The organism is Kitasatospora sp. NPDC054939 (assembly GCF_053610105.1).
In genome coordinates this window covers 1-21844 of the sequence record NZ_JBSGXP010000030.1, presented here as the reverse complement: position 1 = coordinate 21844, position 21844 = coordinate 1, and the positions used below count along the sequence as shown (strand labels likewise).

General features: G+C 74.9%; 22 protein-coding genes. 14 read left to right on the top strand and 8 right to left on the bottom strand.

Features of this window, described 5'->3' with window-relative positions; genetic code table 11:
- Window positions 1-25: 25 nt before the first annotated feature.
- Entirely contained in the window at window positions 26-1531 is a 1506-nt protein-coding gene (locus ACWGB8_RS11780; RefSeq protein WP_452212644.1) for an MFS transporter, read from the top strand.
- Here ACWGB8_RS11780 and ACWGB8_RS11775 read toward each other — a convergent pair.
- On the bottom strand, window positions 1515-1826 hold the full coding sequence (locus ACWGB8_RS11775; protein WP_452212642.1) for an AzlD domain-containing protein: 312 nt from the start codon (window positions 1824-1826) through the stop codon (window positions 1515-1517). The two genes, ACWGB8_RS11780 and ACWGB8_RS11775, sit on opposite strands and share 17 nt — an antisense overlap.
- The gene (locus ACWGB8_RS11770; protein ID WP_452212640.1) at window positions 1823-2653 is read right to left on the bottom strand and encodes an AzlC family ABC transporter permease; all 831 of its coding nucleotides are present in this window, start codon (window positions 2651-2653) and stop codon (window positions 1823-1825) included. Before ACWGB8_RS11770 ends, ACWGB8_RS11775 begins: the two co-directional genes overlap by 4 nt.
- Before the next feature lie 166 nt (window positions 2654-2819).
- On the opposite strand from ACWGB8_RS11770, the gene ACWGB8_RS11765 reads away from it, so the two are divergent.
- The 5 genes from ACWGB8_RS11765 (at window position 2820) to ACWGB8_RS11745 (ending at window position 8172) form a co-directional block, all read left to right on the top strand.
- On the top strand, window positions 2820-3497 hold the full coding sequence (locus tag ACWGB8_RS11765) for a class I SAM-dependent methyltransferase (protein WP_452212639.1): 678 nt from the start codon (window positions 2820-2822) through the stop codon (window positions 3495-3497).
- Window positions 3498-3545: 48 nt separating this feature from the next.
- Window positions 3546-4559, top strand: a complete 1014-nt coding sequence (locus ACWGB8_RS11760) for a pyridoxal-phosphate dependent enzyme (RefSeq protein WP_452212637.1) — start codon at window positions 3546-3548, stop codon at window positions 4557-4559.
- 53 nt (window positions 4560-4612) lie between these two features.
- A complete protein-coding gene (locus tag ACWGB8_RS11755) occupies window positions 4613-6370 on the top strand; it encodes a hypothetical protein (protein ID WP_452212635.1) in 1758 nt (585 codons plus the stop codon).
- A gap of 131 nt (window positions 6371-6501) precedes the next feature.
- Window positions 6502-6972: a DUF2000 domain-containing protein gene (locus ACWGB8_RS11750; protein WP_452212633.1), complete on the top strand. Its 471-nt coding sequence runs from the start codon at window positions 6502-6504 to the stop codon at window positions 6970-6972.
- Between the two features lie 150 nt (window positions 6973-7122).
- Window positions 7123-8172, top strand: coding sequence for a 2,3-diaminopropionate biosynthesis protein SbnB (locus tag ACWGB8_RS11745; RefSeq protein ID WP_452212632.1), 1050 nt, complete (start codon window positions 7123-7125; stop codon window positions 8170-8172).
- 22 nt (window positions 8173-8194) lie between these two features.
- Here ACWGB8_RS11745 and ACWGB8_RS11740 read toward each other — a convergent pair whose 3' ends face one another.
- Window positions 8195-9049, bottom strand: a complete 855-nt coding sequence (locus ACWGB8_RS11740; protein WP_452212630.1) for an inositol monophosphatase family protein — start codon at window positions 9047-9049, stop codon at window positions 8195-8197.
- Window positions 9050-9186: 137 nt separating this feature from the next.
- Between ACWGB8_RS11740 and ACWGB8_RS11735 the strand changes: the two genes are divergently transcribed.
- Window positions 9187-11268 (top strand): hypothetical protein, encoded by a 2082-nt coding sequence (locus tag ACWGB8_RS11735; RefSeq protein WP_452212629.1) that lies wholly within the window; start codon window positions 9187-9189, stop codon window positions 11266-11268.
- Between the two features lie 38 nt (window positions 11269-11306).
- Here the strand turns inward: ACWGB8_RS11735 and ACWGB8_RS11730 are convergent, their stop codons facing one another.
- From ACWGB8_RS11730 to ACWGB8_RS11710, 5 genes are all read right to left on the bottom strand, one after another.
- The gene (locus ACWGB8_RS11730; RefSeq protein WP_452212627.1) at window positions 11307-11627 is read right to left on the bottom strand and encodes a hypothetical protein; all 321 of its coding nucleotides are present in this window, start codon (window positions 11625-11627) and stop codon (window positions 11307-11309) included.
- Window positions 11624-12235, bottom strand: coding sequence for a type VII secretion system-associated protein (locus tag ACWGB8_RS11725; RefSeq protein ID WP_452212625.1), 612 nt, complete (start codon window positions 12233-12235; stop codon window positions 11624-11626). The genes ACWGB8_RS11730 and ACWGB8_RS11725 overlap by 4 nt, the downstream gene beginning before the upstream one ends.
- An 89-nt stretch (window positions 12236-12324) precedes the next feature.
- Window positions 12325-14253 (bottom strand): putative T7SS-secreted protein, encoded by a 1929-nt coding sequence (locus ACWGB8_RS11720; protein WP_452212623.1) that lies wholly within the window; start codon window positions 14251-14253, stop codon window positions 12325-12327.
- Window positions 14250-14807: a hypothetical protein gene (locus tag ACWGB8_RS11715; protein WP_452212622.1), complete on the bottom strand. Its 558-nt coding sequence runs from the start codon at window positions 14805-14807 to the stop codon at window positions 14250-14252. The genes ACWGB8_RS11720 and ACWGB8_RS11715 overlap by 4 nt, the downstream gene beginning before the upstream one ends.
- A gap of 80 nt (window positions 14808-14887) precedes the next feature.
- On the bottom strand, window positions 14888-15310 hold the full coding sequence (locus ACWGB8_RS11710; RefSeq protein ID WP_452212620.1) for a hypothetical protein: 423 nt from the start codon (window positions 15308-15310) through the stop codon (window positions 14888-14890).
- 228 nt (window positions 15311-15538) lie between these two features.
- On the opposite strand from ACWGB8_RS11710, the gene ACWGB8_RS11705 reads away from it, so the two are divergent.
- The 7 genes from ACWGB8_RS11705 to ACWGB8_RS11675 all read left to right on the top strand — a co-directional run bounded on the left by ACWGB8_RS11705 (window position 15539) and on the right by ACWGB8_RS11675 (window position 21760).
- Window positions 15539-16081 (top strand): hypothetical protein, encoded by a 543-nt coding sequence (locus ACWGB8_RS11705; protein ID WP_452212618.1) that lies wholly within the window; start codon window positions 15539-15541, stop codon window positions 16079-16081.
- 84 nt (window positions 16082-16165) lie between these two features.
- Entirely contained in the window at window positions 16166-16705 is a 540-nt protein-coding gene (locus ACWGB8_RS11700; RefSeq protein ID WP_452212616.1) for a GNAT family N-acetyltransferase, read from the top strand.
- 147 nt (window positions 16706-16852) lie between these two features.
- Window positions 16853-17446 (top strand): TetR/AcrR family transcriptional regulator, encoded by a 594-nt coding sequence (locus ACWGB8_RS11695; protein WP_452212614.1) that lies wholly within the window; start codon window positions 16853-16855, stop codon window positions 17444-17446.
- On the top strand, window positions 17443-18312 hold the full coding sequence (locus ACWGB8_RS11690) for an alpha/beta fold hydrolase (protein WP_452212612.1): 870 nt from the start codon (window positions 17443-17445) through the stop codon (window positions 18310-18312). Before ACWGB8_RS11695 ends, ACWGB8_RS11690 begins: the two co-directional genes overlap by 4 nt.
- Window positions 18313-18479: 167 nt before the next feature.
- The gene (locus ACWGB8_RS11685; RefSeq protein ID WP_452212610.1) at window positions 18480-19388 is read left to right on the top strand and encodes a peptidoglycan DD-metalloendopeptidase family protein; all 909 of its coding nucleotides are present in this window, start codon (window positions 18480-18482) and stop codon (window positions 19386-19388) included.
- 162 nt (window positions 19389-19550) lie between these two features.
- Window positions 19551-20393 (top strand): FHA domain-containing protein, encoded by an 843-nt coding sequence (locus tag ACWGB8_RS11680; RefSeq protein WP_452212608.1) that lies wholly within the window; start codon window positions 19551-19553, stop codon window positions 20391-20393.
- The gene (locus ACWGB8_RS11675; protein WP_452212606.1) at window positions 20390-21760 is read left to right on the top strand and encodes a serine/threonine-protein kinase; all 1371 of its coding nucleotides are present in this window, start codon (window positions 20390-20392) and stop codon (window positions 21758-21760) included. The genes ACWGB8_RS11680 and ACWGB8_RS11675 overlap by 4 nt, the downstream gene beginning before the upstream one ends.
- Window positions 21761-21844: the final 84 nt, after the last annotated feature.

The window sequence follows — 21844 nt, the reverse complement described above, 5'->3', positions numbered from 1 at the left end:
AGACCGGATCCCCGAGGAGTCAACCGTGGCCCTGACAGGCTCGATCCAGGACGCGCAGAGCGAGATCGCCGAGCGCATGAACCGCCTCCCGCTGACCCGCACGCACCGCCGCGTGGTCCTGGTCGTGGGAGTCGCGCTGTTCTTCGACATGTTCGAGATCTTCATGTCGGGGGTGCTCGGCACCGTCATGCGGGAGGAGTACCACCTCGACCGCACCGAGGTGTCGGCGGTCATCGCCTCGGTGTTCGTCGGCATGTTCATCGGCGTGCTGGCGATGGGCCGGCTCGCCGACCGGCTGGGCCGCCGCCGGGCCCTGCTGGTGTCCGTCGCCGTGTACTCGGTGTTCTCCGCGCTGGGCGGGCTCAGCCAGGGGATGCCGATGCTGGTGGCGACCCGGCTGCTGGCGGGGCTGGGCATCGGCCCGGTGCTGCCGCTCGCCGACGCCTACCTCAGCGACCTGCTGCCGGCCCGGCTGCGGGGCCGCTGGACGGCGCTGGCGTACACCATCGCCTTCCTCGGGGTGCCCGCGGTCGGGCTGACGGCGCGCTGGCTGGTGCCGCTCAGCCCGGCTGGGGTGGACGGCTGGCGCTGGCTGTTCCTGATCGGCGCGGTGGGCGGTTTCGGGGTGCTAGCGGGCCGCCGCCTGTTCATCGAGTCGCCGCGCTGGCTGGAGTCGGCGGGGCGGACGGCCGAGGCGGACGCGATCCTCGCCCGGCTGGAGCGGGAGGCCGGGGAGGCCGTCCCGGCGGCCGTCGCGCGGACGCCGGAGCCCGCCGGACCCGGGACGCGGAAGGAGGCCCCCGGACACGGCGCCCCCGACCGGGCCGACCCGGACCCCGTCGACCGGGACTGCGCCGACCCGGACCGCACCGACCCGGACCGCACCGACCCGGAGAGTGGCCGCGCCAGGCCGGCGCTGGGGGCGGTACACCGAAGACGCGTCACGATGATGACGATCTTCCACCTGCTGCAGGCCTTCGGCGGCTACGGCTTCGGCACGATGGCACCGCTGGTGCTCGCCGCCAAGGGCTACTCGGTGGTCAACTCGCTGTTCTTCAGCGCGGTCTCGTTCGCCGGCTACCCGCTCGGCTCGCTGTTCTCGGTGCCGCTGATCGAACGGGTGGAGCGCAAGTACCTGATCGTCGGCTCCTCGCTGGCGATGGCCTCCTTCGGGCTGCTCTTCGGGTACGCCTCCGACAACACGACGATCGTGCTGGCCGGTGTCGCCTACACGGCGGTGAGCAACGTCTTCTCCAACGCCTACCACGTGTACCAGGTCGAGATCTTCCCGACCACGCACCGGGTGGCGGCGGTGAGCTGGACGTACTCGCTGTCCCGGATCGCCACCGCCGCCATGCCCTTCCTTCTGGTGCCGCTGCTCTCCCGGTACGGCCCCAACGCGCTGTTCGCCGTGGTGGCGGCGACGCTGGTGGCCATCGCGGTGGACATCGGGGTACTCGGCCCGCGCTCCAACGGCTCCACCCTGGAGGACCTCAACGAGCGGCTCGCGCCGGTCAGGAGGCCAGGTTGAGCCAGCGCAGCAGGGCCGCGGCCGCCGCCGCACCGAGCACCACCACCAGGAACGGCGCCCGCACCCGCAGCAGGACGGCCGCCACCACCAGCCCGGCCAACCGGGCGTCCAGGACCAGCCGGTGGCCGCTGACGAAGGTCTGGGTGGCGATCAGCGCCGCCAGCAGCGCCACCGGAATGGCGTCCGACACCCGGGCGACCGCCGGGGCCGCCAGCACCCGGGCGGGGATCAGCAGGCCGGCCAGCTTCAGCACGAAGCAGGCCGCGGCCGCGAGGGCGATCCAGGTCCAGCTCACCGGTGTTCTCCTCGGTTCTCGGTTCGGTTCTCGGTACGGACGGACCGCTGCCCGGTCCGCCCGGTTCGGGTCCCGGCCGGTTCGGTCGGACGGGCGGGGCGGTCCCCGGGGGCTCCGGCCGGGCCCGGGAGCACCGGGTGGACCGGGTCCGGGCCGCGGCGCGGGGCGGGAGCGGCGGCCCGGCTGCGCCAGGTGGGCAGGAACAGCACCCCGAGCGCGGTCAGCCCGGCCAGGACGACCGGCAGCCCCGAGCCGGCCACCACCGAGCAGCCCACGGCGACCAGACCGGCCGCCAGGAAGACCGCCCGGTTGCTGCGCTCGCGCAGCCGCGGGGCGACCAGGGCGAGGAACGCGGCGGACGAGGCCGCGTCCAGGCCGAGCGCGGCCGGATCGTCCAGCACGGAGCCGACCAGGGCCCCGATCAGGGTCGCGGCGTTCCAGCAGAGGAACACCGCCGCCCCGGTCGCCCAGTAGGCGTAGCGGGCCGTCTCCGGGGTCCGGCGGCCGGCCGCCATCGCCGCGCTCTCGTCGCTCATCAGGTGGGCCATCGGCAGCAGTTCGCGCCGCCGGGGGCGCAGCATCCTGGCCATGCTGACGCCGTAGAAGAGATTGCGGACGCCGAGCAGCGCGGCGGTGGTCCCGGCGGCCGCGCCGGAACCGCCGGAGGCGAGCACCCCGACCAGCGCGAGCTGCGAGGACCCGCCGTACATCAGCAGGGACAGGGCCTGGGCCTGCCAGACGGAGAGCCCCGCCGCGGTGGCGAGGGCACCGTACGACAGGCCGTAGGCGCCGACCGCCAGGGCTATGCCGCCTGCGGCCCGGAGCACGTGCGACCTGTCCTCCTCTGTGGTTCCTCGTGGTGACGAACTGTCAGCGGTCATGGCTGGATTCCACCCTTTCCGGAGCACGTGCGCGACCACATGGTGAGATCGCTCTTGCCATGTCAATTGGAACACCTAGGATGCTAGTCGCAAGTCAACTAAAGGAGTCAAGATGACAACTTCAGTGACGTACGGAGACCTCCAGTACGGCTGGGAGAAGGCCTACCAGGACCAGAACGAGGGCGCTCCCCTCTGGCAGGAGGACCCGATCCCGGTCATCCCCGCCGCCGTCGAGGCGCTGCGCAAGCGGCAGATCGGCACCGTCGTCGACCTCGGCTGCGGCGACGGGCGCAACCTCGCGGCGCTCGCCGCGGCCGGCTTCAACGCCCTCGGCGTCGACATCGCGCCGACCGGCCTGGCCCACGCCCGCCGCATCATCGAGCGCCGCTCGTTCCTGCTGCGCGCCGACGCCACCGGCCTGCCGCTGATCGACTCCTCGGTCGACGCGGTCACCTGCTTCGACGTCTTCGGGCAGATCCAGGACCCGACCGACCTCGTCGCCGAGGCCCGCCGGATCGTCGCCCCGGGCGGACTCTTCGTCACCAACGCCTTCACCACCACCGACGGCACCTACGGCGAGGGCGAGGAGATCGGCAAGCACACCTTCGCCTACAAGGACACGCTCTTCCGCTACTACGAGGAGGAGGACATCCGGGCGCTGTTCGCGGACTGGACGATCCTCGAACTCGACCGCGTCTCCTGGGACGACCCGCCGCACGGCGACTTCCGCCCCTACCCGCACACCCACGACAACTGGGTCGTGTACGCCACCGTCGAGAAGTCCGCGTGATGACGTCCCCGTGACCCCCTGATGGAACGCACCGGGAGTACCCCTGCCATGCTCTTCCGACAGCACCTCGACCGCTTCCAGACGTTACTGGGACTCACCCCGGTCAAGACCGTGACCGTCGAGGTCCTCGGTCGGCCCCGGAGGATCCACCTCAAGCTGGAGGGCCACAACCTCACCGGCTCCGTCAAGGCCCGTACCGCGTACGGGCTGGTGCGCGGGCTGGCCGAGGAGGGCCGTCTCCGGCCCGGGGTGGAGCTCCTGGAGTCGACGTCCGGAAACCTCGGGGTGGCACTCGCGAGCATGGCGCGCTACCTGGGCGTCGGCTTCTCGGCCGTGGTCGATCCCATGATCACGGCCGAGTGCCGGGACCGGCTCGCCGAACTCGGGGCCACCGTCATCGAGGTCGACCGGCCGGACCCGGTCGGCGGCTACCTGCTCTCCCGGCTCGCCAGGGTCGAGGAGCTCCTGGCCGGCGACGACCGGTACGTCTGGGCCAACCAGTACGAGAACCGGCGCAACCCGGAGATCCACCGGACCATGACCGGCCCGGAGATCCTCGGCCAGTTCGGCGCCAGCCCGCCCGACGCGCTGTTCGCCGCCGTCTCCACCGGCGGCACCTACGCCGGCCTCGCCGAGTGCTTCCGCGAGCACAGCCCGCGGACCAGCCTGGTGGCCGTCGACATCAAGGGATCGGTGGCCCTCGGCGGCGCACCCGGCACCCGGCACCTGTCGGGCATCGGCGCCAGTCGCCACTCCTCCTTCGTGGAACCGCACATGATCGACCACGTGGCGTACGCCGACATCGGGGAGGCGGCGTACTACTGCCGGCTCGTGCTGCGCGAGGCGGGCATCCACCTCGGCGGCTCCTCCGGCGCCGTGGTCGCCGCGTGCGTGCGCCACCTCGCCGAGCACCCCGAACTCACCGACCCGCTGTGCATCTGCGCCGACGGCGGGGAGAAGTACCAGAGCACCATCTACAACGACGAATGGCTCGACTCCATCGGCGAATCGGTGACACCGCTGAGCGTGTGCCGACCGCACTGCACGGCCGGTATGGGATAGACAGTGGTCGGCCTCCCCCAGGAGGACCGGAACCAGCCGATGAGGAAGACCAGATGCACGTACTGCCCGAGATCTACCGATCGCTCGAAGCCTACGCCGGCGGCAACGGCCCCCGCCCCGGCCTGGGCGAGCTCAGCCGCCTCTCCGGCCCCGGGCTCGTCCAGTCGGACGAACACGCGGTGGCCCGCACCCTGCTGCTGGCGGCCTTGTGCGGCCGGCTCGACGGCAACGGCTCGGTCGCCGACGGGCTGCTCGCCGTGGCCCGGACCTACGAGGAGAACTCCTTCCTGCACACCGGCCGGATCATGCCGCGGTTCAAGGAGCTGATCGGGCTCCTCGACCGCGCCGTGGACGACCGCGATCCGCAGACGCTCGTGGAGGTCGCGGACCACCTCAGCCAGGGGTGGTCCGCCTACCCCGCCTCGGTGTTCCCCGCGGCCCTCGCCCGGCTGGCGGCCGAACTCGGCTTCGCCGGCGGCATCGAACCGTTCACCACGAGCTCCTTCAGCGTCTGGTGCGACGCCCTCGACACGGCTGCCGACGACCGGGCCGACCTGGCCGAGCCGCTGTTCCGGGACTCCCTCGCCCGCTACCGCGCCTACCGCTACCACGCCGACGCCGCCTGGCTGTTCACCGACATCGTGATCGTCCAGCTGACCCTGGGCCAGGACGACGAGGCCGCCGCGACCGTCGAGGAGCAGCGCCAGTACATCACCGAGGTGCTCGCGCGGTACCCGGTCGCCGAGGACGGCGAACCGGTCTTCCAACTCGGCGACGTCCAGAGCGGCGACTACAGCACCTTCGTCGAGTCCGTCACGCTCTGGCCGAAGGCCCTCACCGAGCAGGACCGCACGATACTCCAGCGCTACCTGCGCACCAGTGAACTGCTGCTCTCCGCCTGCAAGTACCGGGACCGGCGCGACTTCGTCGCCGCCCTGGACCTCTTCTCCTTCGGCTGGATGTCCTTCCCCGCCTCGCCCTACCCGTACATCTTCCAGCTGCTCGCCCGCCGCCTCGGCGCCCCGGCCCGCGACTGGAACGCCCAACTCACCGCGTACGCCGGCTGGCACCGGATGCTGCGCGCCAGCCCGGTCGGCCCCACCTCGCAGCACCTCATCGGCGCCGCGCTCGACCTGCACGACCGGCTCGGGCACTCCGGCCTCGGCCGACAGGGCGACATCGCCCTGCTGGACGCCGCCATCATCCACGCCCGGCTGCACGGCAAGGCCGCCACCGTGGACTGGATCGGCCGCTACACCAAGCAACTGCGCAGCGAGGTCCCCGAGCTGCTGAGAGCCGCGGTGGACTGCCTCCAGACCGGCGCCGACGAACCGGCCCCGGCCGACGAGGCGGTCCGCCGCGCCCTCGCCCACTACATGGGTCTGCGCTCGCGCTATGCGGTGCCCGCGCCCATCCTGGAACGCCCGCTCGCCAAGCTGCCCGACCAGCCCGTCCACGTCGAAGTGGCGCTCTACGGAAGGCTGCTGTCGATCGAGGGGATCACCGTCTACGAGCAGACGCCGGATCCGCTGACCGACATCCTGCACGTCCTGGGCGAGGAGTTCACCCGCTGCCGGACGGAGGGCCGGGAGGTGCCGCTGCTGTCCGCGGCCGAACTGTCCGCGCGCACCGGCCGGACCTCGGCCGCCCTGGCGCAGAGCGTGCGGCGCTTCCGGGGCGTCGCCCAGGAGCGCTTCCGGCAGGCCACCACGTTCACCTTCGACCCCAGCACGGTCATCCAGGGGCGGCCCGGCTACCGGATCAACCCGGCCGCCGTGGAGTCCTTCCTCCGCTACCCGGCGGCCCGCTGACCGTCCGTCCCGCCCGTACTGCACCGAAGCCGAACCGTACCGAACTGCACTACACCGAAGCCGAACCGCGTCACACCGAACCGAAGCCGCACTGCACCGAACCGCACCGCCGATCGAGAAAGCGCACCGTCATGCACCAGCTCGACTCCCTCCTCGTGGACCCCACCGCCGTCGACACCCGCTGCAAGTTCGTGGTGGCGCTCAAGGCGAAGCTGCCCCCGGGTGTGGCCGCCAACGCCGCCTCGCACATGTGCCTGGCGCTCACCGCCCGGGCCGCCGCCGAACGGCCCGAGCTGCTCGCCGACATGTCCTTCCTCGCCTACACCGACGGCGACGGCGGCCGGCACGCGCCCGTCTCCGGACTGTCCCTGGTCGTCCTGGAGGGCCGGCCCGCCTGGCTGCGCAAGCTGCGCGAGGAGGCCGCCGCGGCCGGGCTGCTGCACACCGACTTCACCGGGGAGATGACCGGCGGCGACTTCGCCGACCAGCTGGAGCGCATGAAGGCCACCCCCGAGGAGTCGCTCGACTACTACGGGGTCGCGCTGTTCGGGCCGCGCGAGCTGATCGATCCGCTGACCAAGAAGTTCTCGCTGCTGCGCTGATCCGCCCCCGGGGCCGGCCGGTGACCGCCGGCCGGCCCGGCGCCGCCCGCCCCCGGGGTCCGGCGCCGCCCGCCACCGTTGCCACCCGACCGTCCGCCGTCCCCGTCCGTTCTCCGTCCCCGCCCGCCACGCCGTCACCGAGGAGCACCGTTGAACGCCGCACCGTCGAACGCCGAACCGTCGAGCGCCGAGCCGGACCCCGCCCACGCGCTGAGCGTGCTGCCCCGCGCCGTGGTGGACGACGCGCTCGCCGGCCTCGCCCGGGAGTCCCGGGCCGTGGTCGAGCAGGTGTACATCCACGCGGCCGAGGGGCGGCTGGTCAACCCGGACAGCCTCTTCCTGCGCCCCGACCCTGACCCGGCGCGCCGCGAGCGGATCATCGCCCTGCCCGCGTACGTCCCGGGGGAGAGCCCGGCCATGGGCATCAAGTGGATCTCCAGCTTCCCCGGCAACCTCGACCTCGGCCTGCCCCGGGCCTCCGCGCTGATCGTGCTCAACGACCTGCGCACCGGCTTCCCCACCGCGGTCATCGAGGGCGCCCGGATCAGCGGCTACCGCACGGCGCTGTCCGCGGTGGTCGGGGCGAGCGCGCTGACCGGCGGCGAGCGCACGGCCGGCCGGCTCGCGGTGGTCGGCACCGGCTACATCGCCGAGACCACGGTGCGCGAACTGCTCGCCGACGGATGGAAGTTCGACTCGATTGCGGTCCACGACCTGCTTCCCGGGCGGGCCGCCGCGTTCGCCGCCGCCTTCGCCGACCGGGCCGGCGAGGTGGTCACCGCCGAAAGCGCCCGCGAGGCCCTGGCCGGCGCCGACCTCGTCCTCCTCGCCACCACGGCCGTGCAGCCGCACCTCGCCGACCCGGCCTGGTTCACCCCGGGCGCGGTGGTGCTCCACATGTCGCTGCGCGACCTGACCGCCGAGGCGATGGCGGGCGCCGTGCACGTCGTGGACGAGGTGTCGCACGCCCTGCGCGAGCGGACCTCGCTGGGCCTGGCCGTCGACGCGGGCCTGGTGGAGCGCGCGGAGATCCGCCCGGTCGGCGACTACCTGCTCGGCCGGGCCGCGCCCGACCGGAGCCGGATCGCCGTCTACTCGCCCTTCGGCCTCGGTTCGCTGGACATCGCCGTCGCCCGCCTGGTCCTGGAGCACACCCGGGGCGGCGAGGGCGTCACCGTCGTCCCCGGCTTCACCGGGTGACGGCGGGCGGGCGGCGCGGTCGTCAGGCCCCCCGCGACGGCGCCGCCCGCCCACCGGCCAGCAGAGTTCGCACCCGCTCGGCGGTGGCCGCGTCGCGGGCGGCCGTGAACGGGAGGTCGTTGCCGCCGGCCAGGCGGAAGGGCCGGCCCGTGCGGGTGGTGTGGGCGCCGCCCGCCTCGGCGACCAGCAGCAGCCCGGCCGCGTGGTCCCAGGCGCTCTCCCAGGCGAACGCGGTCGCGTCGAGCTCCCCGCGTGCGACGGCCAGGTACTCCAGGCCCGCCGAGCCGGCGCAGGAGCGCGTGACGACCCCGTCGGTGCGCAGCGCCAGCAGCGCGCGGCTCGGCACGCCCGCGCTGTAGACCGGATTGGAGCAGGCCACCTCCAGCGGCTCGCCCGGCGCGGGGGAGCCGGCCCGCAGCGGCCGGCCGTCCAGCAGCGCTCCGCCGCCCCGGACGGCCGTCGCCATCGAGTCGCGGGCCGGGGTGTACGTCCAGGAGGCCAGCAGCTCGCCCCGGTGGGCGAGCGCGACCAGGGTGGAGAAGCCCTCGCCGCCGCGGACGAAGGTCCTGGTCCCGTCGATCGGGTCGACGATCCAGACCGGGCGGTCGCCGTCCAGCGCCGCGTACCGGGTGGGGTCCGCGTCGACCGCCTCCTCGCCGACCACCACCGAGCCCGGCAGCAGCGCCGTCAGCGCCGCGGTGAGGTGCGCCTCGGCCCGCCGGTCGGCGACGGTCACCAGGTCGTGCGGGCCCGTCTTCTCCGCGACCTGGTCGTCGGCCAGCCCGCGGAACAGCGGCATGATCTCGGCGGCGGCCGCCTGCCGGACCACCTCCGCGACCGGCGTGAGGAGCTCCGCGGCAAGACGTTCGTCGATCATCCGACCATCAGACCACAGTCGGGGTGCGGTCCGTGCGGCCGGGCGGCCCCGCCCCGGCACCCCGACCACCCTCACCACGGCCCGCCCACCGGTCCGTACACTGGCGCGGACCAGGGGGAACAGGGGATCGGGGGGCCATGGACGAGAACGCGACGGAGCCGCGCAGGCTGCCACCGCTCGGCGCCGGACGCCGACCGGCCGGAGCGGCCCTGCTGCGCCTGCTGGACGACCCGCGCGCACCCCGCATCTGCCTGGTCACCGGCCCGCCGGGCAGCGGCCGCAGCCACCTGCTCGGCTGGCTCGCCACCGCCTGCGCCCACCCCGCCGCCCCGGCCCGGCAACGCCCGGACGCCGCCGTGTCGTTGGCCGGCGCCACGGTCGACCTCGCGGTCTGGACCCTGGCCGCCCGGCTCGGCCTGCACGCCCGCACCCCCGGGGACCTGACCGCCGCCCTCGCCGCGGCGAAGCGCCCCGTCCTGCTCTTCCTGCGCGACCTCGACCGCGCCCTGCACCCCGAGGAGCTCGCCGCCCGGCTGCTCGACCCGCTGCTCGCCCTGCCGCAGGTCCGCGCCGTCGTCGACACCGCCCCGGGCCTGTCGATCGCCGGGGGCCTGTCGAACGCCGCGGGCCTGCCGAACGCCGCAGCCGACGCCGCCGTGATGGACCTCGCCGACCCCGCCTGGACCGACGCGGCCCGGTTCACCGCCTGGTACGAGCGCCGCCGCGGAGACTCGCCCGTCGGCGCCGAACACCTCGGCACCAACGCGGGCCTGGCCCTGCTCGCCTCCCGGACCCCCGGCGGCACCCCGCTGCCCGCGGAGCCCAGGCTCGGCGCCATCGCGCTGGCCGCCGCCTGGTACCGGCGCCTCCCCGAGGACTCCCGCACCGCGCTGGCCGTTCTCGCCGCCGCCGCCCGGCCCCTGACCGCCGAGGAGTGGTCGCTGCTGGCCGGGCCCGAATCCGTCGCGGCCACCACCAGCCTGCTGCCCGAGGACGGCACCGACCTCAGGGACTGGACCGGGGGCGCCGGCGGGACGTGGTGGCTGGCCCCGGGACCGCTGCGCGACCTCGCCACCGCCGCCGGCGCCACCGACCCGGCGGAACTCGCCCGGACGGTCGCCGGATCCGTCCCCCGGACCGCCGCCGGCACCCCCGACCTGCGGGCCGCCGACCCGGCCCGGCTCGGCCTGCTGCTCGGCCAGGCTCTCGCGGCGGGCTTCGCGGACGGGCTGCTGGACGACCCCGTGCTGGTCGCCCGCGCCGACCAGCGCGCCGTCGCCGCGGCCTTCGCCGCCCGCCCCGACGCCCGGCTGCTCCCCGCCTGGCGGGCCGCCGGACCTGCGCTGCTCCGCGAGCCCTCGGCGGCCTCGCGCGAACACCTGCTGCTGATGCGGCTCACCGACGGGCCCTCGACCGCGAACCCCGGCGCGGGCCCCGCCGACGCGGGTTGGAGCACCGCGTGGGCGCGCTGGGGGGCCGGGGGCGAGCCGCCGACCGCCGCCGCGGCGCTCGGCCGGGGCCCCTACGAGGGCAGCCTGCTGGCCGCCGACGCCGCCGGCACCGTCCGGGTGCTCGACCCGGCCTCGGGGAGCGACCGCGGTGCCCCGTTCCCGGCGGGCTGCCCGGGGGAGCCGGCGCAGCTCAGCTGCTTCCCGGACGGCACGGTGCTGGCCCTGGACACCGCCGGCCGCCTGCACACCCTGGCCGGCGAGGGCGTCCCCTTCCCCGCGGACGCCGCGCCGACCGCCCTCTGCCACCTCCCCGCCCTCGGCGAGGCAGGCGGCGCGGTGCGCTGGTTCGGGCCCGGCGAGCACGCCGCCGAGCAGCTGCACGAGGGCCCGGTGACCGCACTGGGCGCGGTCCTGCTGCCCGCCGACGAGGACGCCCCGGCCGGTACCGTCCTCCTCGTCAGCGGCGGTGCCGACGGCCGCGTCCGGGCCTGGTGCCCCGGCACGCCCCCGCTGCCAGAACCGGTCGCGGAACGGCCGAGCCCGGTCGCCGCGCTGGCGCTGGCGATGACGGGGGAGGGACTCTTCCTCGCCGTGGCCTGGGCCGACGGCGCGGTCCGGGTCGGTCCGGTGGACGGCCGCAGCAGCGCGGTCGACCTGGCGCTCGGCGCACCCGTCCGCGCCCTGGTGCCGGTCGGACCGGGCGCCTTCGTCCTGGCCCTGCCGGACGGCCTGGTGCGGATCGCGCTGAGCGCGTCGGCGCCGTCGTAGCCGCGGGCGCGCCCGGCGGCCCGGCAATGGGCCGGTGTTCAGGACGTGCCGTCACGCCCCAGGGCGGCCTGGGCTGCTGCCCGCAGCTCCTCGGGGAGCGCGGGATCGCGGGCCCACCAGGCGAGGCCCTCCACCACCACCGCCCAGCCGAGGGCCGCCTCCGCGCGGTCGCCGCGCCGCAGGGCGAACCGGGTGCGCACCAGGTTCCGGACCATCAGGTTCGACCAGGCGCCGACGATCGTCGAGACCGCCGGTACGCCGTCGGGCAGCTCCCGGGCGCCCTCCCGTTCCCGGATGCCCACGAACTCCCGTGCTGCGGCGAGCTGTTCGGGCGTCGGCACGGGCAGTTCGGCGGTCACTGCGCGGCCTGCGGTCCGGTCGGGCCGGCCGCGGCCAGCGCCTGCTGCAGGTCCTCGATCGGCACGGCGACCGTCACCCGGCTGCCCGGGTTGATCCGCAGGTCCGTCCCGGGCTCGATGAGTGCCAGCGTCCGGACGGCCACCGGGAACGCCCCCGGCCAGGACGTCGGGAAGTGGTCCGGTGAGGTGCAGACCTCCAGCACCCGGCGCCCGTTCGCCCCGGGCAGGGTGGTCGGCAGCTGCTGCCCGGGCACGCCGCGCACCAGCACCTCGGCGGCCAGCAGCGCGGCGACCAGGTCCGCATCGCCGCGGTAGCCGGTGGCGGCCAGCTGCAGGGTGTTCTCCAGCTCGCTGACGGGCCGGGGGAAGCCCAGCGCCATCGGGGTCGGCCGGTAGTTGGGGTTGGGCCGGAAGCCCACCACCTCGCCGGTCCGGTCGATCTCCCAGGCGCCGATGACGCCGTGCCCCGGGACCGTCCCGTCCGGGTCGAAGCCCGGGTCGATCGAGTACAGCCACCCGCCGGGCCGCTTGCGCGCCTCGGCACGCATGGCGTCGGTGAGCACGGGCGCCGGGGGCACGGGCGGGGCGGGCGGGGTACTGAACGGCATCGGGCGGGCCTCTCTCGGCACGGTCGGGCGGGTCGGGCGTGGGTCCGGCGGGTCGGGCTCCGCCCGGGCGGGCCGGGCGACGGGTCGTCCTACCCGGGCCGGTAGTGCGGGTTGGGGACGAACTCGACCGGTTTGCCGTTCTCCAGCCGCCAGGCGCCCTTGATGTGCCGGACGTCGACCCCGCCGGGGAAGGCGATCTCGGCCTCGTCCGCGTGCGGCGAGATGCCGCCCGCCTCCTTGCGCCCCAGGCTGGCGTTGACGTCGATCCCGCCCGGCGCGTCGACCTCGTAGCGCCAGAGCCGGTTCGCGCCGAGCTTGAGGTTCGGATCGCGCGTCGTGCCGACGTACACCGAGTCCTTGCTCCCCGAACCGGCGTAGGCGGCCAGGTCGTTGAAGTCCGAGCTGAGCGGCTTCAGCCCGCCGTCCTCGGTGAAGATCCGGTCCGGTGGGCGGTTGTCGAAGCGGTAGAGGTCCTCGGTGCTGGTGCGCCACTTGGGCTCGTACGGCAGACCGGAGAGGTTGACGTTCCGGTCGGCGGCCGCCTTCAGCGGGTCGTCCGGCCAGGCCCCGGTGGCGCGCGACTCCAGCTCCATCAGATCCTGCAGCTTGGACGCCACCGCGGCGTCCTTGGCCGCGAGTTCGGCGGCCTGCTGCTCGAACGCCTGCTGGGCGGCGTTGTCGGCCGTCTCCTTGCCGGGGACGGTCCAGCCCTCGGGCAGACCCGCCGGATTGGTCGGCGAGGGGACCGGCGGTCTGGCCGCGGCGTCCTTGGCCAGCTTCTCGAAGGCCTCCTTGGCGGCCTGGTCGGCGGCCTCCTTGGCGACGTTCTCGGCGGTGTTCTTGGCGGCGGTCTTGGCTGCGTTCTGGGCTGCTGCGGTGGCGGCGGTCTTGGCGGTGGTGCCGCTGCCCCCGGTGCCTGCTCCGAGGAGGATGTTGCCGACGAGTTTGCCGCTCGCCTCGGAGGGGTCGCTGCCCCAGCCGCTGCCGACGATGCCCTTGACGAGCTCGACGGGGTGGTCGCCCGCTGTGATCAGGCCGGCGAGGGTGGTGTTGACGGTCTCGACGTACTTGTGGGGGTGGGAGATGTTGTAGGGGTCGTAGGGGTTGAGGCTGCGGCCGAGCTTGAGCAGGTCGGTGCCGCTCTGCAGCAGGCCGCCCTCGAAGTGGAGCAGGGCGACGGGGGCCGCACTCAGGCCGTCGGAGAGGTCGGCCTTCAGCTGCTGGGTGGGGCTGGGCTTGTTGGGGGCGGCCTCCATCGCGGCACCGACGGCGGCTGCTGCGGTGGTGGCGGCGGAGTCGCGCTGGCGGCGGGCGGCGTCGAGTTTGTCCTGGGCGGCCTGGAATTCGGCCTCGACCGGGTTGGTGAAGTCCTCCGGCCGCGCCGGCGGGGTTGACGGGCGCTGGTCGGCCGGCATCGCGTTGTAGGCCTTGGCGCGCAGGTTGTAGGTGAGGGCGTCCTGGCGCCACTGGGCGGTGGCGGCGTCGAGCTTCTGCTGGGCCGCCTTCCACATCTTCACCGCTTCCTCGGCCTGGCCGCGGGACCAGGTGACGGTGTGGGCGTAGTTGTCCAGGGCTGCGGCGGCTTTGCCGCAGGCGTCGGCGGCGCTGAGCCAGGCCTTGGGCTGGGGGGTGAAGGTGGCGCGGAAGGCTTCGGCGGCCTGGCCCTTCCAGTGCTCGTGGTCCAGGCGGGACAGGGCGGTGCCGGTCTTCTCGAACGCGTCGTGGAACTTCTTCAGGTGGGCGGCGACCTCGGCGATCCGCTTGGGATCGCCGTGCAGGAGGTGGCGCACGTCGTCGCTCTGGCCGAGTCTGGCCTCGCCCACCCGTAGGCCGCCGGCGTCCGCCACATCGTCGCCCCAGCCGCGCACGGACTGGGCTGCGCCGTCGAGGCCGACCTCCTCCAGCAGGCCGCCGGCCGCGCGGGAGCCGCCCTTGAGGATTTCGGCTCCGGCCTGGACGTTGACGTCGATGAACTTGCCGCCGGCGCTCAGGGCGCGGTCGAGCAGGCCGCCGCTCACGGAGTCTGGCCGGTGACGGCGCCCTGGATGAAGCCGGTGACGGCCTGGGGCTGTTCGAGCTTGCTCTTGGCGGCGTCCTTCCAGGCGTTCTTGATGTTCTCGCCGGACTGGGCGGCGGAGGCGGCGGAGAAGTCGGGGTTGGTGAGCTGGGTGTAGGGGTTGTCGCCCCAGATCTCGTTCCAGGACTTGCCGGCGGCCTGTTCGCCGCTCTGGTGGGGGTTGCCCATGGCGGCCGAGACGGTGCCCTTGAGCAGGCCGTCCACGTACTGCTCCTGCTCGTGGTAGAAGCCGGCGGCCAGCCCGAGGCGTTCGGCGACGGCGGAGCCCTGCTGGACCAGGGAGCGCACGCCCCAGGACCAGCGTTCGCAGAACTCGCCGAACACGGCGCTGAGCTGGCCGTGTCCGGCGTCCATGCCGGACAGTTCCAGTTCGGTGAAGCCGCGTCCGCTCTCGGCCAGGCCGGCGATGCCGAGCTTCTGCATCTCGTCGATGGCCTCGTTGATGCCCTTCTCCGCCAGCTTCAGCGTCTGAGGGTCGACCTCGAAATCCGCCACACCCACTGCCCCCCGTATCCGACCAACCGTCTTCCGTGCACCGACCCGCTACCGCACCGACCCGCTACCGCACCGACCCGCTACCGGGCGACCGCACCCACCGCACCTGCCGGGCCTGACGGGCCGTCCAGAGCAAGCGCGTCCGGGACGATCCCGCGCATCGGCGGGAACAGCATGCCCTGCGCCCCGGCCGCGTCCAGGGCGATTCCGCCCGGCACCCCGAGCGCGGGCACGGCAACGTCCAGCAACCGCGAGCCCAGCACCGTCAGATAGGGCAGGCCCTCCAGCGGCAGGCCCTTGGCCTGCGCGAAGGCGGCGAGTTCGGCCTCGCTGGTGAAGGCGTGGATCCAGCGCAGCCCGCCGTGGTCGGAGGTCCACACCGCCTCCTCGCCCCAGCGCAGCACCAGCAGCGCACTGCGACGCACCTCCGCCACCAGCACCGCCGGATCCCCCGCACCCGCCCGCGCCATCCGGACCTGGTGCACCAACCCCGCGTTCCCCATGACCCCCCGCCACCTCACCTGACGACGGACACAGTAGCCCACGGCTCCGACGCCGATCGATCACGGCGGGGCGGTGCGCCGCTGGCCCGGGCGGGTGGGCTCCGGACAGGGGCCGGTGTGGTGGCGGGCCGGAGGGCGGGCGGCGGCGGGAGGCTGGGGGCTTCGGAGACCGGCAGGGGAGAGCGCGTGGGCGAGCGAAGCCGTCGAGACGTCCGGGGTGCCGCGGCCGTGGCGAGCGACCCCGGGGTGCTGGGCACCGCGCTCGGCGTTGTGCTGGCGTTCTCGCTCGCGGAGGGCTCGTGGGAGTGGTTCTCCACCTACCTCGGCGCGACGCTGCTGGCGGTGGTGTTCTCCTTCGGCCGGGTGCCGGTGCCCTCGCCCGGGCGGCGGGCCTCGTACGCGGCCGGGCTGACCGCCTACTCGCTGGTGGTCGGACTCTGCGTGGCGCTCGCCCTGGCTCCGGCGCTCCAGCGCTGGGACTGGCTGTTCCCGATGCCGGGCACCCGTCAGGAGTGCGGGCAGGCGGGCAGCTACGCGAGTCTGCAGGCGCAGGCCGCACTGGGCGGCCTGGCCGGCGACGCGGGCGACGCCCTGGTGTTCGTGCAGCAGGCGCAGAGTGCCCGGGCGGTCGACGTCTGCCTCGCGTCGACCACCACCCGCTGGCTCCCGGTGTACGCGCTGGGGACGGCCGCGCTGACCGGCGGGGCTGCGTGGGCCCTGGCGCGGGCGCGCAGCCGGAGGGCGGCGGATCCGGCGGAGGAGTCCGTCTGAGCCGTCTGAGCCGCCTGAGCCGTCGCCCGGGGTGCGGTCGGACCCGGTCGGCCGTGGGCGAACGGCCCGGGGGATGATGACCTGATGAGTGATCACTTCGACTCCCTGCCGCCCGCCGTGGAGCGGCTCGACCACTACACCCCCGCCGAGGTCGCCGAGATCCTCGGCGCCGGCGACGACCCCTTCGGTGTCGCGTACACGGGGCTGACCTTCCTGCCCAAGGACATCCATTTCGGCATCCGCCGCCGGGACGGGCGCCTGGCCGCGCACACCGGTCTGCTGCCGCTGCGGCTGACCGTCGGCGGCGCGGACCTCGCGGCGGTCGGCGTCGGCGGCGTGGCCGTCGCCCCCGACCTGCGCGGTCTCGGCCTGGCCCGGGTGGTGGTCGGCGCGGCCGTCGACCACGCCCGCACCCTGGGCCCGGCCGTCGGCCTGCTGTTCTGCCGGCCCCCGCTGGTCGCGCTCTACGGCCGGCTCGGCTGGCGTGAGGTGTCGCACGCGATGGAGGTGGAGCAGCCCGGCGGTCGCGTGGTGACGATGCCACTGGCCGCCCTGTGGTTCCCGCTGCACGAGGGCGCGGCCTGGCCGGCGGGTCCGGTACGGCTCTGCTCGCTGCCGATGTGACGGCCCGGCCGGTGGGCGCCCGCCCCCTGCCGGGCCCACCGGCCTACGGGGGGAGGGTCGGCCGCTCGGTCCGGTCCGCCGATTGCGCTTGCCGATCCTAGGGGTCCTAGGTTAAAACTAGAACCCCTAGGAAAGCGTGGAGGGCACATGGCGCGGGCCGGACTGACGGCGGAGCGGGTGACGGTCGCCGGGGCCGAACTGGCGGACGAGGTCGGCTTCGACCGGATCACGATGTCCCAGGTGGCGCGGCGGCTCGGGGTGAAGGACGCCAGCCTCTACGGGCACGTCCGCAACCTGGACGACCTGCGGGGGCGGATCGCCCTGCTCGCGGCGGACGAGAAGACCGTCCTGATCGCCGAGGCGACCGCCGGACTGGCGGGCCGCGACGCACTGACCGCCTTCGCGAACGCCTGGCGCACGTACGCCCACCGGCACCCCGGCCGCTACGCCGCGACCCAGGCGGGGCTGGAGATCGACCCCGAACTCCTCGCGCAGGCACCGGGACCGCGCCGGGCGGTCGAGCTGACCTACGGCATGCTGCGCGGCTACGGACTGGCCGAGCCCGACCTGACCGACGCCGTCCGCCTGCTGCGCAGCACCTTCCACGGGTTCGTCGCCCTGGAGGCGACGGGCGGGTTCGGGCACGCCCGCCCGCCGCAGGAGTCGTGGAACCGTGCCCTGGACGCCCTGCACACCCTTCTGCAGCACTGGCCCGCATCCCACGGAGGAGACCCCGCATGACCGCCCCGGCCGACCCGACCGCACCCACCACCGGCACCCTGCGGGTGGCCGGCGCGACCCTGCACTACGAGGTGCGGGGCCGCGGTCCGCTCCTGCTGCTGATCCCGGGCGGGGCCGGTGGTGCGGCCTCCTTCGACGGCGTCGCCGACGACCTCGCCGCGCACTGGACCGTCGCGACGTACGACCCGCGCGGGATCAGCGGCAGCACCCTCGACGACCCCGCGGCCGAGCAGCGGGTGGCCGAGCACGCCGACGACGCGTACCGGCTGCTGGAACTGCTGTCACCCGGCGAGCCCGCCCGCGTGTTCGGTTCCAGCTCGGGGGCGATCGTCGCGCTGCACCTGCTGGCCGCCCGCCCCGAGCGGGTCCGGCGGCTGGTGGCGCACGAGCCGCCGGTGGTGGAGGTGCTGCCCGATGCCGCCGAGCACCGGGCACTGCTCGCGCGCGTCCAGGAGACCCTCCGGGCCGAGGGGTTGCTGCCCGCGGTGGCGGTGTTCGCCGCGGGCCTGCGCCGGCCGGGGGAGCCGGCGGTCGCCGCCGCTGCCGCCCCGTCGCGGATCGAGCTCCCGCCGCAGGCGGCGGCCCGCGCCGAGCGGACGATGGCGAACCTGCCGTACTTCCTGGGGCGGATCGTCCCGGCGTTCATGGCCCACCGGCCGGACGTGCGGCGGCTGGCGGAGCTGTCCGACCGGCTGGTGCTCGCCGGAGGCGAGGAGTCGCGGGGCGAACTGCCCTACCGTCCGGCCGAGTTCCTCGCCCGGCGGTTCGGCACCGAGCTGCTGCACTTCCCCGGCGGGCACACCGGCCTGACCACCCACCCCGCGGCCTTCGCCGCCCGGCTCGCCGGGGCGCTGCACGCGGACTGAGGCCCCACCGCGGTTCGGCCGGGCGCGGCCGGGGGGCGACCCTCGTACGTGCGAGGTGGTCCCGGTCGGCGGGGCGGGCGAGCATGGCCCCCGCGGGGTGCCGGACGGGTGCCGTCCGCGGACGCGGTGAAGGACGCCGCGAAGGACGCTGTGAAGGGGGACGCCAGATGCGGTACCGGGAGAGGCTGCGGCGGTTGAGGGCGGCGGTGCTGGTCTCCGTCGCCGTGCTGCTGCTGGCGAACGGGCCCGCGGCGGCCGTCCAGGGGGAGGCGGCGGGGGCGCAGGTCACGGCGCAGGTCACGGCGGGGGCGGCGGGCAAGCCGGCGTTCCAGCTGCCCTTCCCCTGCGGGACGACCTGGGAGCTGCACACCTACGGCCACAACCCCGCGCTGGACATCATGGTGGAGGGCAACACCGGCTCCGACGGCCGCCCGGTGCTGGCCTCGGCCGCGGGCACGGTCTCCGCCGCCTACTGGGACAACGGCTCCGGCAACACCCTCCAGATCAGCCACGGCAACGGCTGGTTCACCGCCTACTACCACCTCCAGGACGATCCGGCCGCGTACGTGAAGAAGGGCGACGCCGTCCTCCCGTCCACGCAGATCGGCCGGATCGGGCGCACCGCCACCCGGTGGGCCCATCTCCACTACGAGCAGCGGTACTCGGCGACCGGCGACTTCACCGACGAGTCGCACCGGGTGCCCGTGCACTTCGACGGCGTCGAGTATGCGGGCACGAACAAGGACTGGCCGGCCGTCACCAGCCGCAACTGCACGGGTGCGCCGCCCGCCTGGCAGGACTGCCCGCCCGGGGACGTCTGCTTCTACTCGGGTGCCGACGGCACCGGCACGGTCTGCCGCTCCGCCGTCGACCAGCCGAACGCCGGCTGCGGACTGCGCCGCTCGTACTTCAACAACGGTACCCCGCAGCCCGGTTGGGACCACGTCCAGGTGTACTTCCGGGAGGGCGGCAGCCTGTGCCTGCACCGCGGCTGGGACGAGGGGCGCGGCAACCTGCCGGACGGCGGGCGGACGGTCGACCGCTTCGAATGGCGCGGCGAGTGCGGGACGCCGTAGCCGGGCGGCAGTGCGGCGGGGCCGGCGGGTCCGGCGGGTGCCGTCCACCGGACTGCCCGCCGGAGTGCCCGAACGGATGTCCGGCGCATGACATTCGTTGCCTGAATGTTGCGTTCCGCTGGCTACCCTTCCCCCTTGCCACCTCGGGGGAAGGAACGCAGCGTGTACAGCATCATCGTGGTCCCAGGGCCGACCATGGCCCCGGCCGCGCAGATCCGCCTGGCACCCGGCCAGAGCCTCCGGTTCGGGCGCGGCTGCGCCGCCGGCGGCGACGGTCAGCTCAACGTCCCGCACAGCGGGGTGTCACGCACCGCCGGGGAGATCACCGCCACCGGCACCTACTGGACGCTCAGCAACCTCAGCCGCTCCTCCACCTACGTGGTGGAGAACCCCGAGGGCGCCGGCGAACACATCAAGATCGCCCCGGGACGGCTCGGCGCCCCCGTCCCGTTCGAGTTCTCCCGGATCGTCCTGCCCGCCGGCTCCGAGCTGATCGGCCTGGACGTCTGGGCCCCCCGCCACGACTACGCCGACCAGGACCTCCTCCCGGACGGCGCCCCCGGCAGCGGGCCGACGGGCGGCGAACCCACCCTCCTCGCCTTCCCGCTGGACCGCGGCAAGCGCTACTTCCTCGTCCTCACCGCCCTCTGCGAGCCCCGCCTGCGCGGCCGGCCGCACGCCCCGCTGCCCACCGTCGAACAGCTCGTCGAACGGCTGCGCCCGCTCTGGCCCGCCGCCAACCGGGCCTCCGTGCAGTGGAACATCGACTACCTGGCGGTCAAACTCCGCCTCAAGCCCGGACCGGAGACCGCCGACACCGGCCCCCGGCTGGTCGGCAAGAAGGAGACGCTGGTCTCCCTCGCCCTGCGCTTCGACCTGGTCCGCGAGGAGGACCTCACCGCCCTGACCGCCCTCGCGTCCCCGGCCGCCTTCGCCGCGCCGATCGCCCCGGCCACCTCCATCGCCCCGGCCTCCCCGACCGTCCCGCCCGGGGCCGCCCGGTGAGCGGCCGGACGGCACGCCCCGCCACCCTCCCGGTGCCGCCCGGCTACCGGATCGGTCCCTGGCTGGTGGACCGCCCCCTCGGCAGCGGCGCCTTCGGCAGCGTCTATGCCGCCCGGCGGGCCGCACCCGAGGCCGGACTCCCCAGCCGGGCCGCGCTCAAGGTCCTCCCCACCGGCACCAGCACCCCGCGCCAACTGCGCCACCTGCGCGAACTCGCCGACCGCGAGGCCGAGGTGCTGCGCCGGGTCCGCGCACCCAGGCTGATCCGGATGTACGAGGTCCTGACCGTGGACGACCCGGAGCGCCCCGAACTCGACGGCGCCACCGTCCTCGTCCTGGAGGAGGCCGAGGGCTCGCTCGACACGGTGCTCGCCGGCGGCCGGACCCTCCCGGCCGGCCCCCGCCTGCTCGCCCAGGTCTGCGAAGGACTCGCCCAACTCCACCGGGCCGGCTGGGTGCACGGCGACCTCAAGCCCGGCAACATCCTGCTCATGCCCGACGGCACGGCCCGGCTCGCCGACTTCAACATGGCCGCCGAACTCGAAGGCACCCACGCCTACTCCCCGGCCTTCGCGACCCCCGACTACACCCCGCCCGACCTGCTCTGGTGCGAGGTCGGCGAACGCGGCATGAAGATCCGCCCCACCGCCGACATCTGGGCCTTCGGCGTCCTCGTCCACGTCGTCCTCACCGGCGCCCTGCCGCTGCCCGGCGGCACCCCCGCCGCCCGCCGCGACGCCGCCCTGCGCTACGCCCGCGGCGAGGAGGGACTGCGCCTCTCGCCCGACCTCGCCGAACCCTGGCGCGGCATCGTCGCCGACTGCCTCGCCCGCCGGCACGAGGACCGCGCCCCGCACACCGCCGCCGCCCTGCTCCGCCGGGTGCGCGCCGCCGCGGCTGGCCGCCGCGCGCCCTGGCAACTGCTGCCCGCCCTCCGCCGCCGGCGCCGCTCCCTGATCGCCGCCGGCGCCGCCGCCGCGTTCGCCGCGGGCCTCGGCATCGGGGGCATCGGCCTGTTCGAACCGGGCCGAGCCGGCACCGCCGAGGCCCGCGGCTACGACCGCTGCGCCCGCGGCGCCGTCTGCTTCTTCAGCGAGGAGGACGGCCAGGGCGAGGTCTGCGCGTGGGTCGACGGCGACACCGACTGGGCCGACGACACGATCCCCTGCGGCTGGGCGGCCGGGCAGCGGGCCCGTTCCGTCCGCAACAACGGCCAGACCCGCGCCGAGGGCGCCCTCTCGGTGGACGTCCTCTACTACGCCGGGGCCGGACGGCAGGGGCTGCTCGGCTGCGTCAGGATCGGCGAGCGCCGCAACCTCCCCCCGCAGGAGCACCCGCGCTCGCACACCTGGGTCCCCGCCTGCTGACCCTCGTACCTACGAGGTTCCGCGGGCGCGGCGGCTGCCCGATCCTTGGGGCACCGCGGGGCCCGCACCGACCGTTCCCAGCGC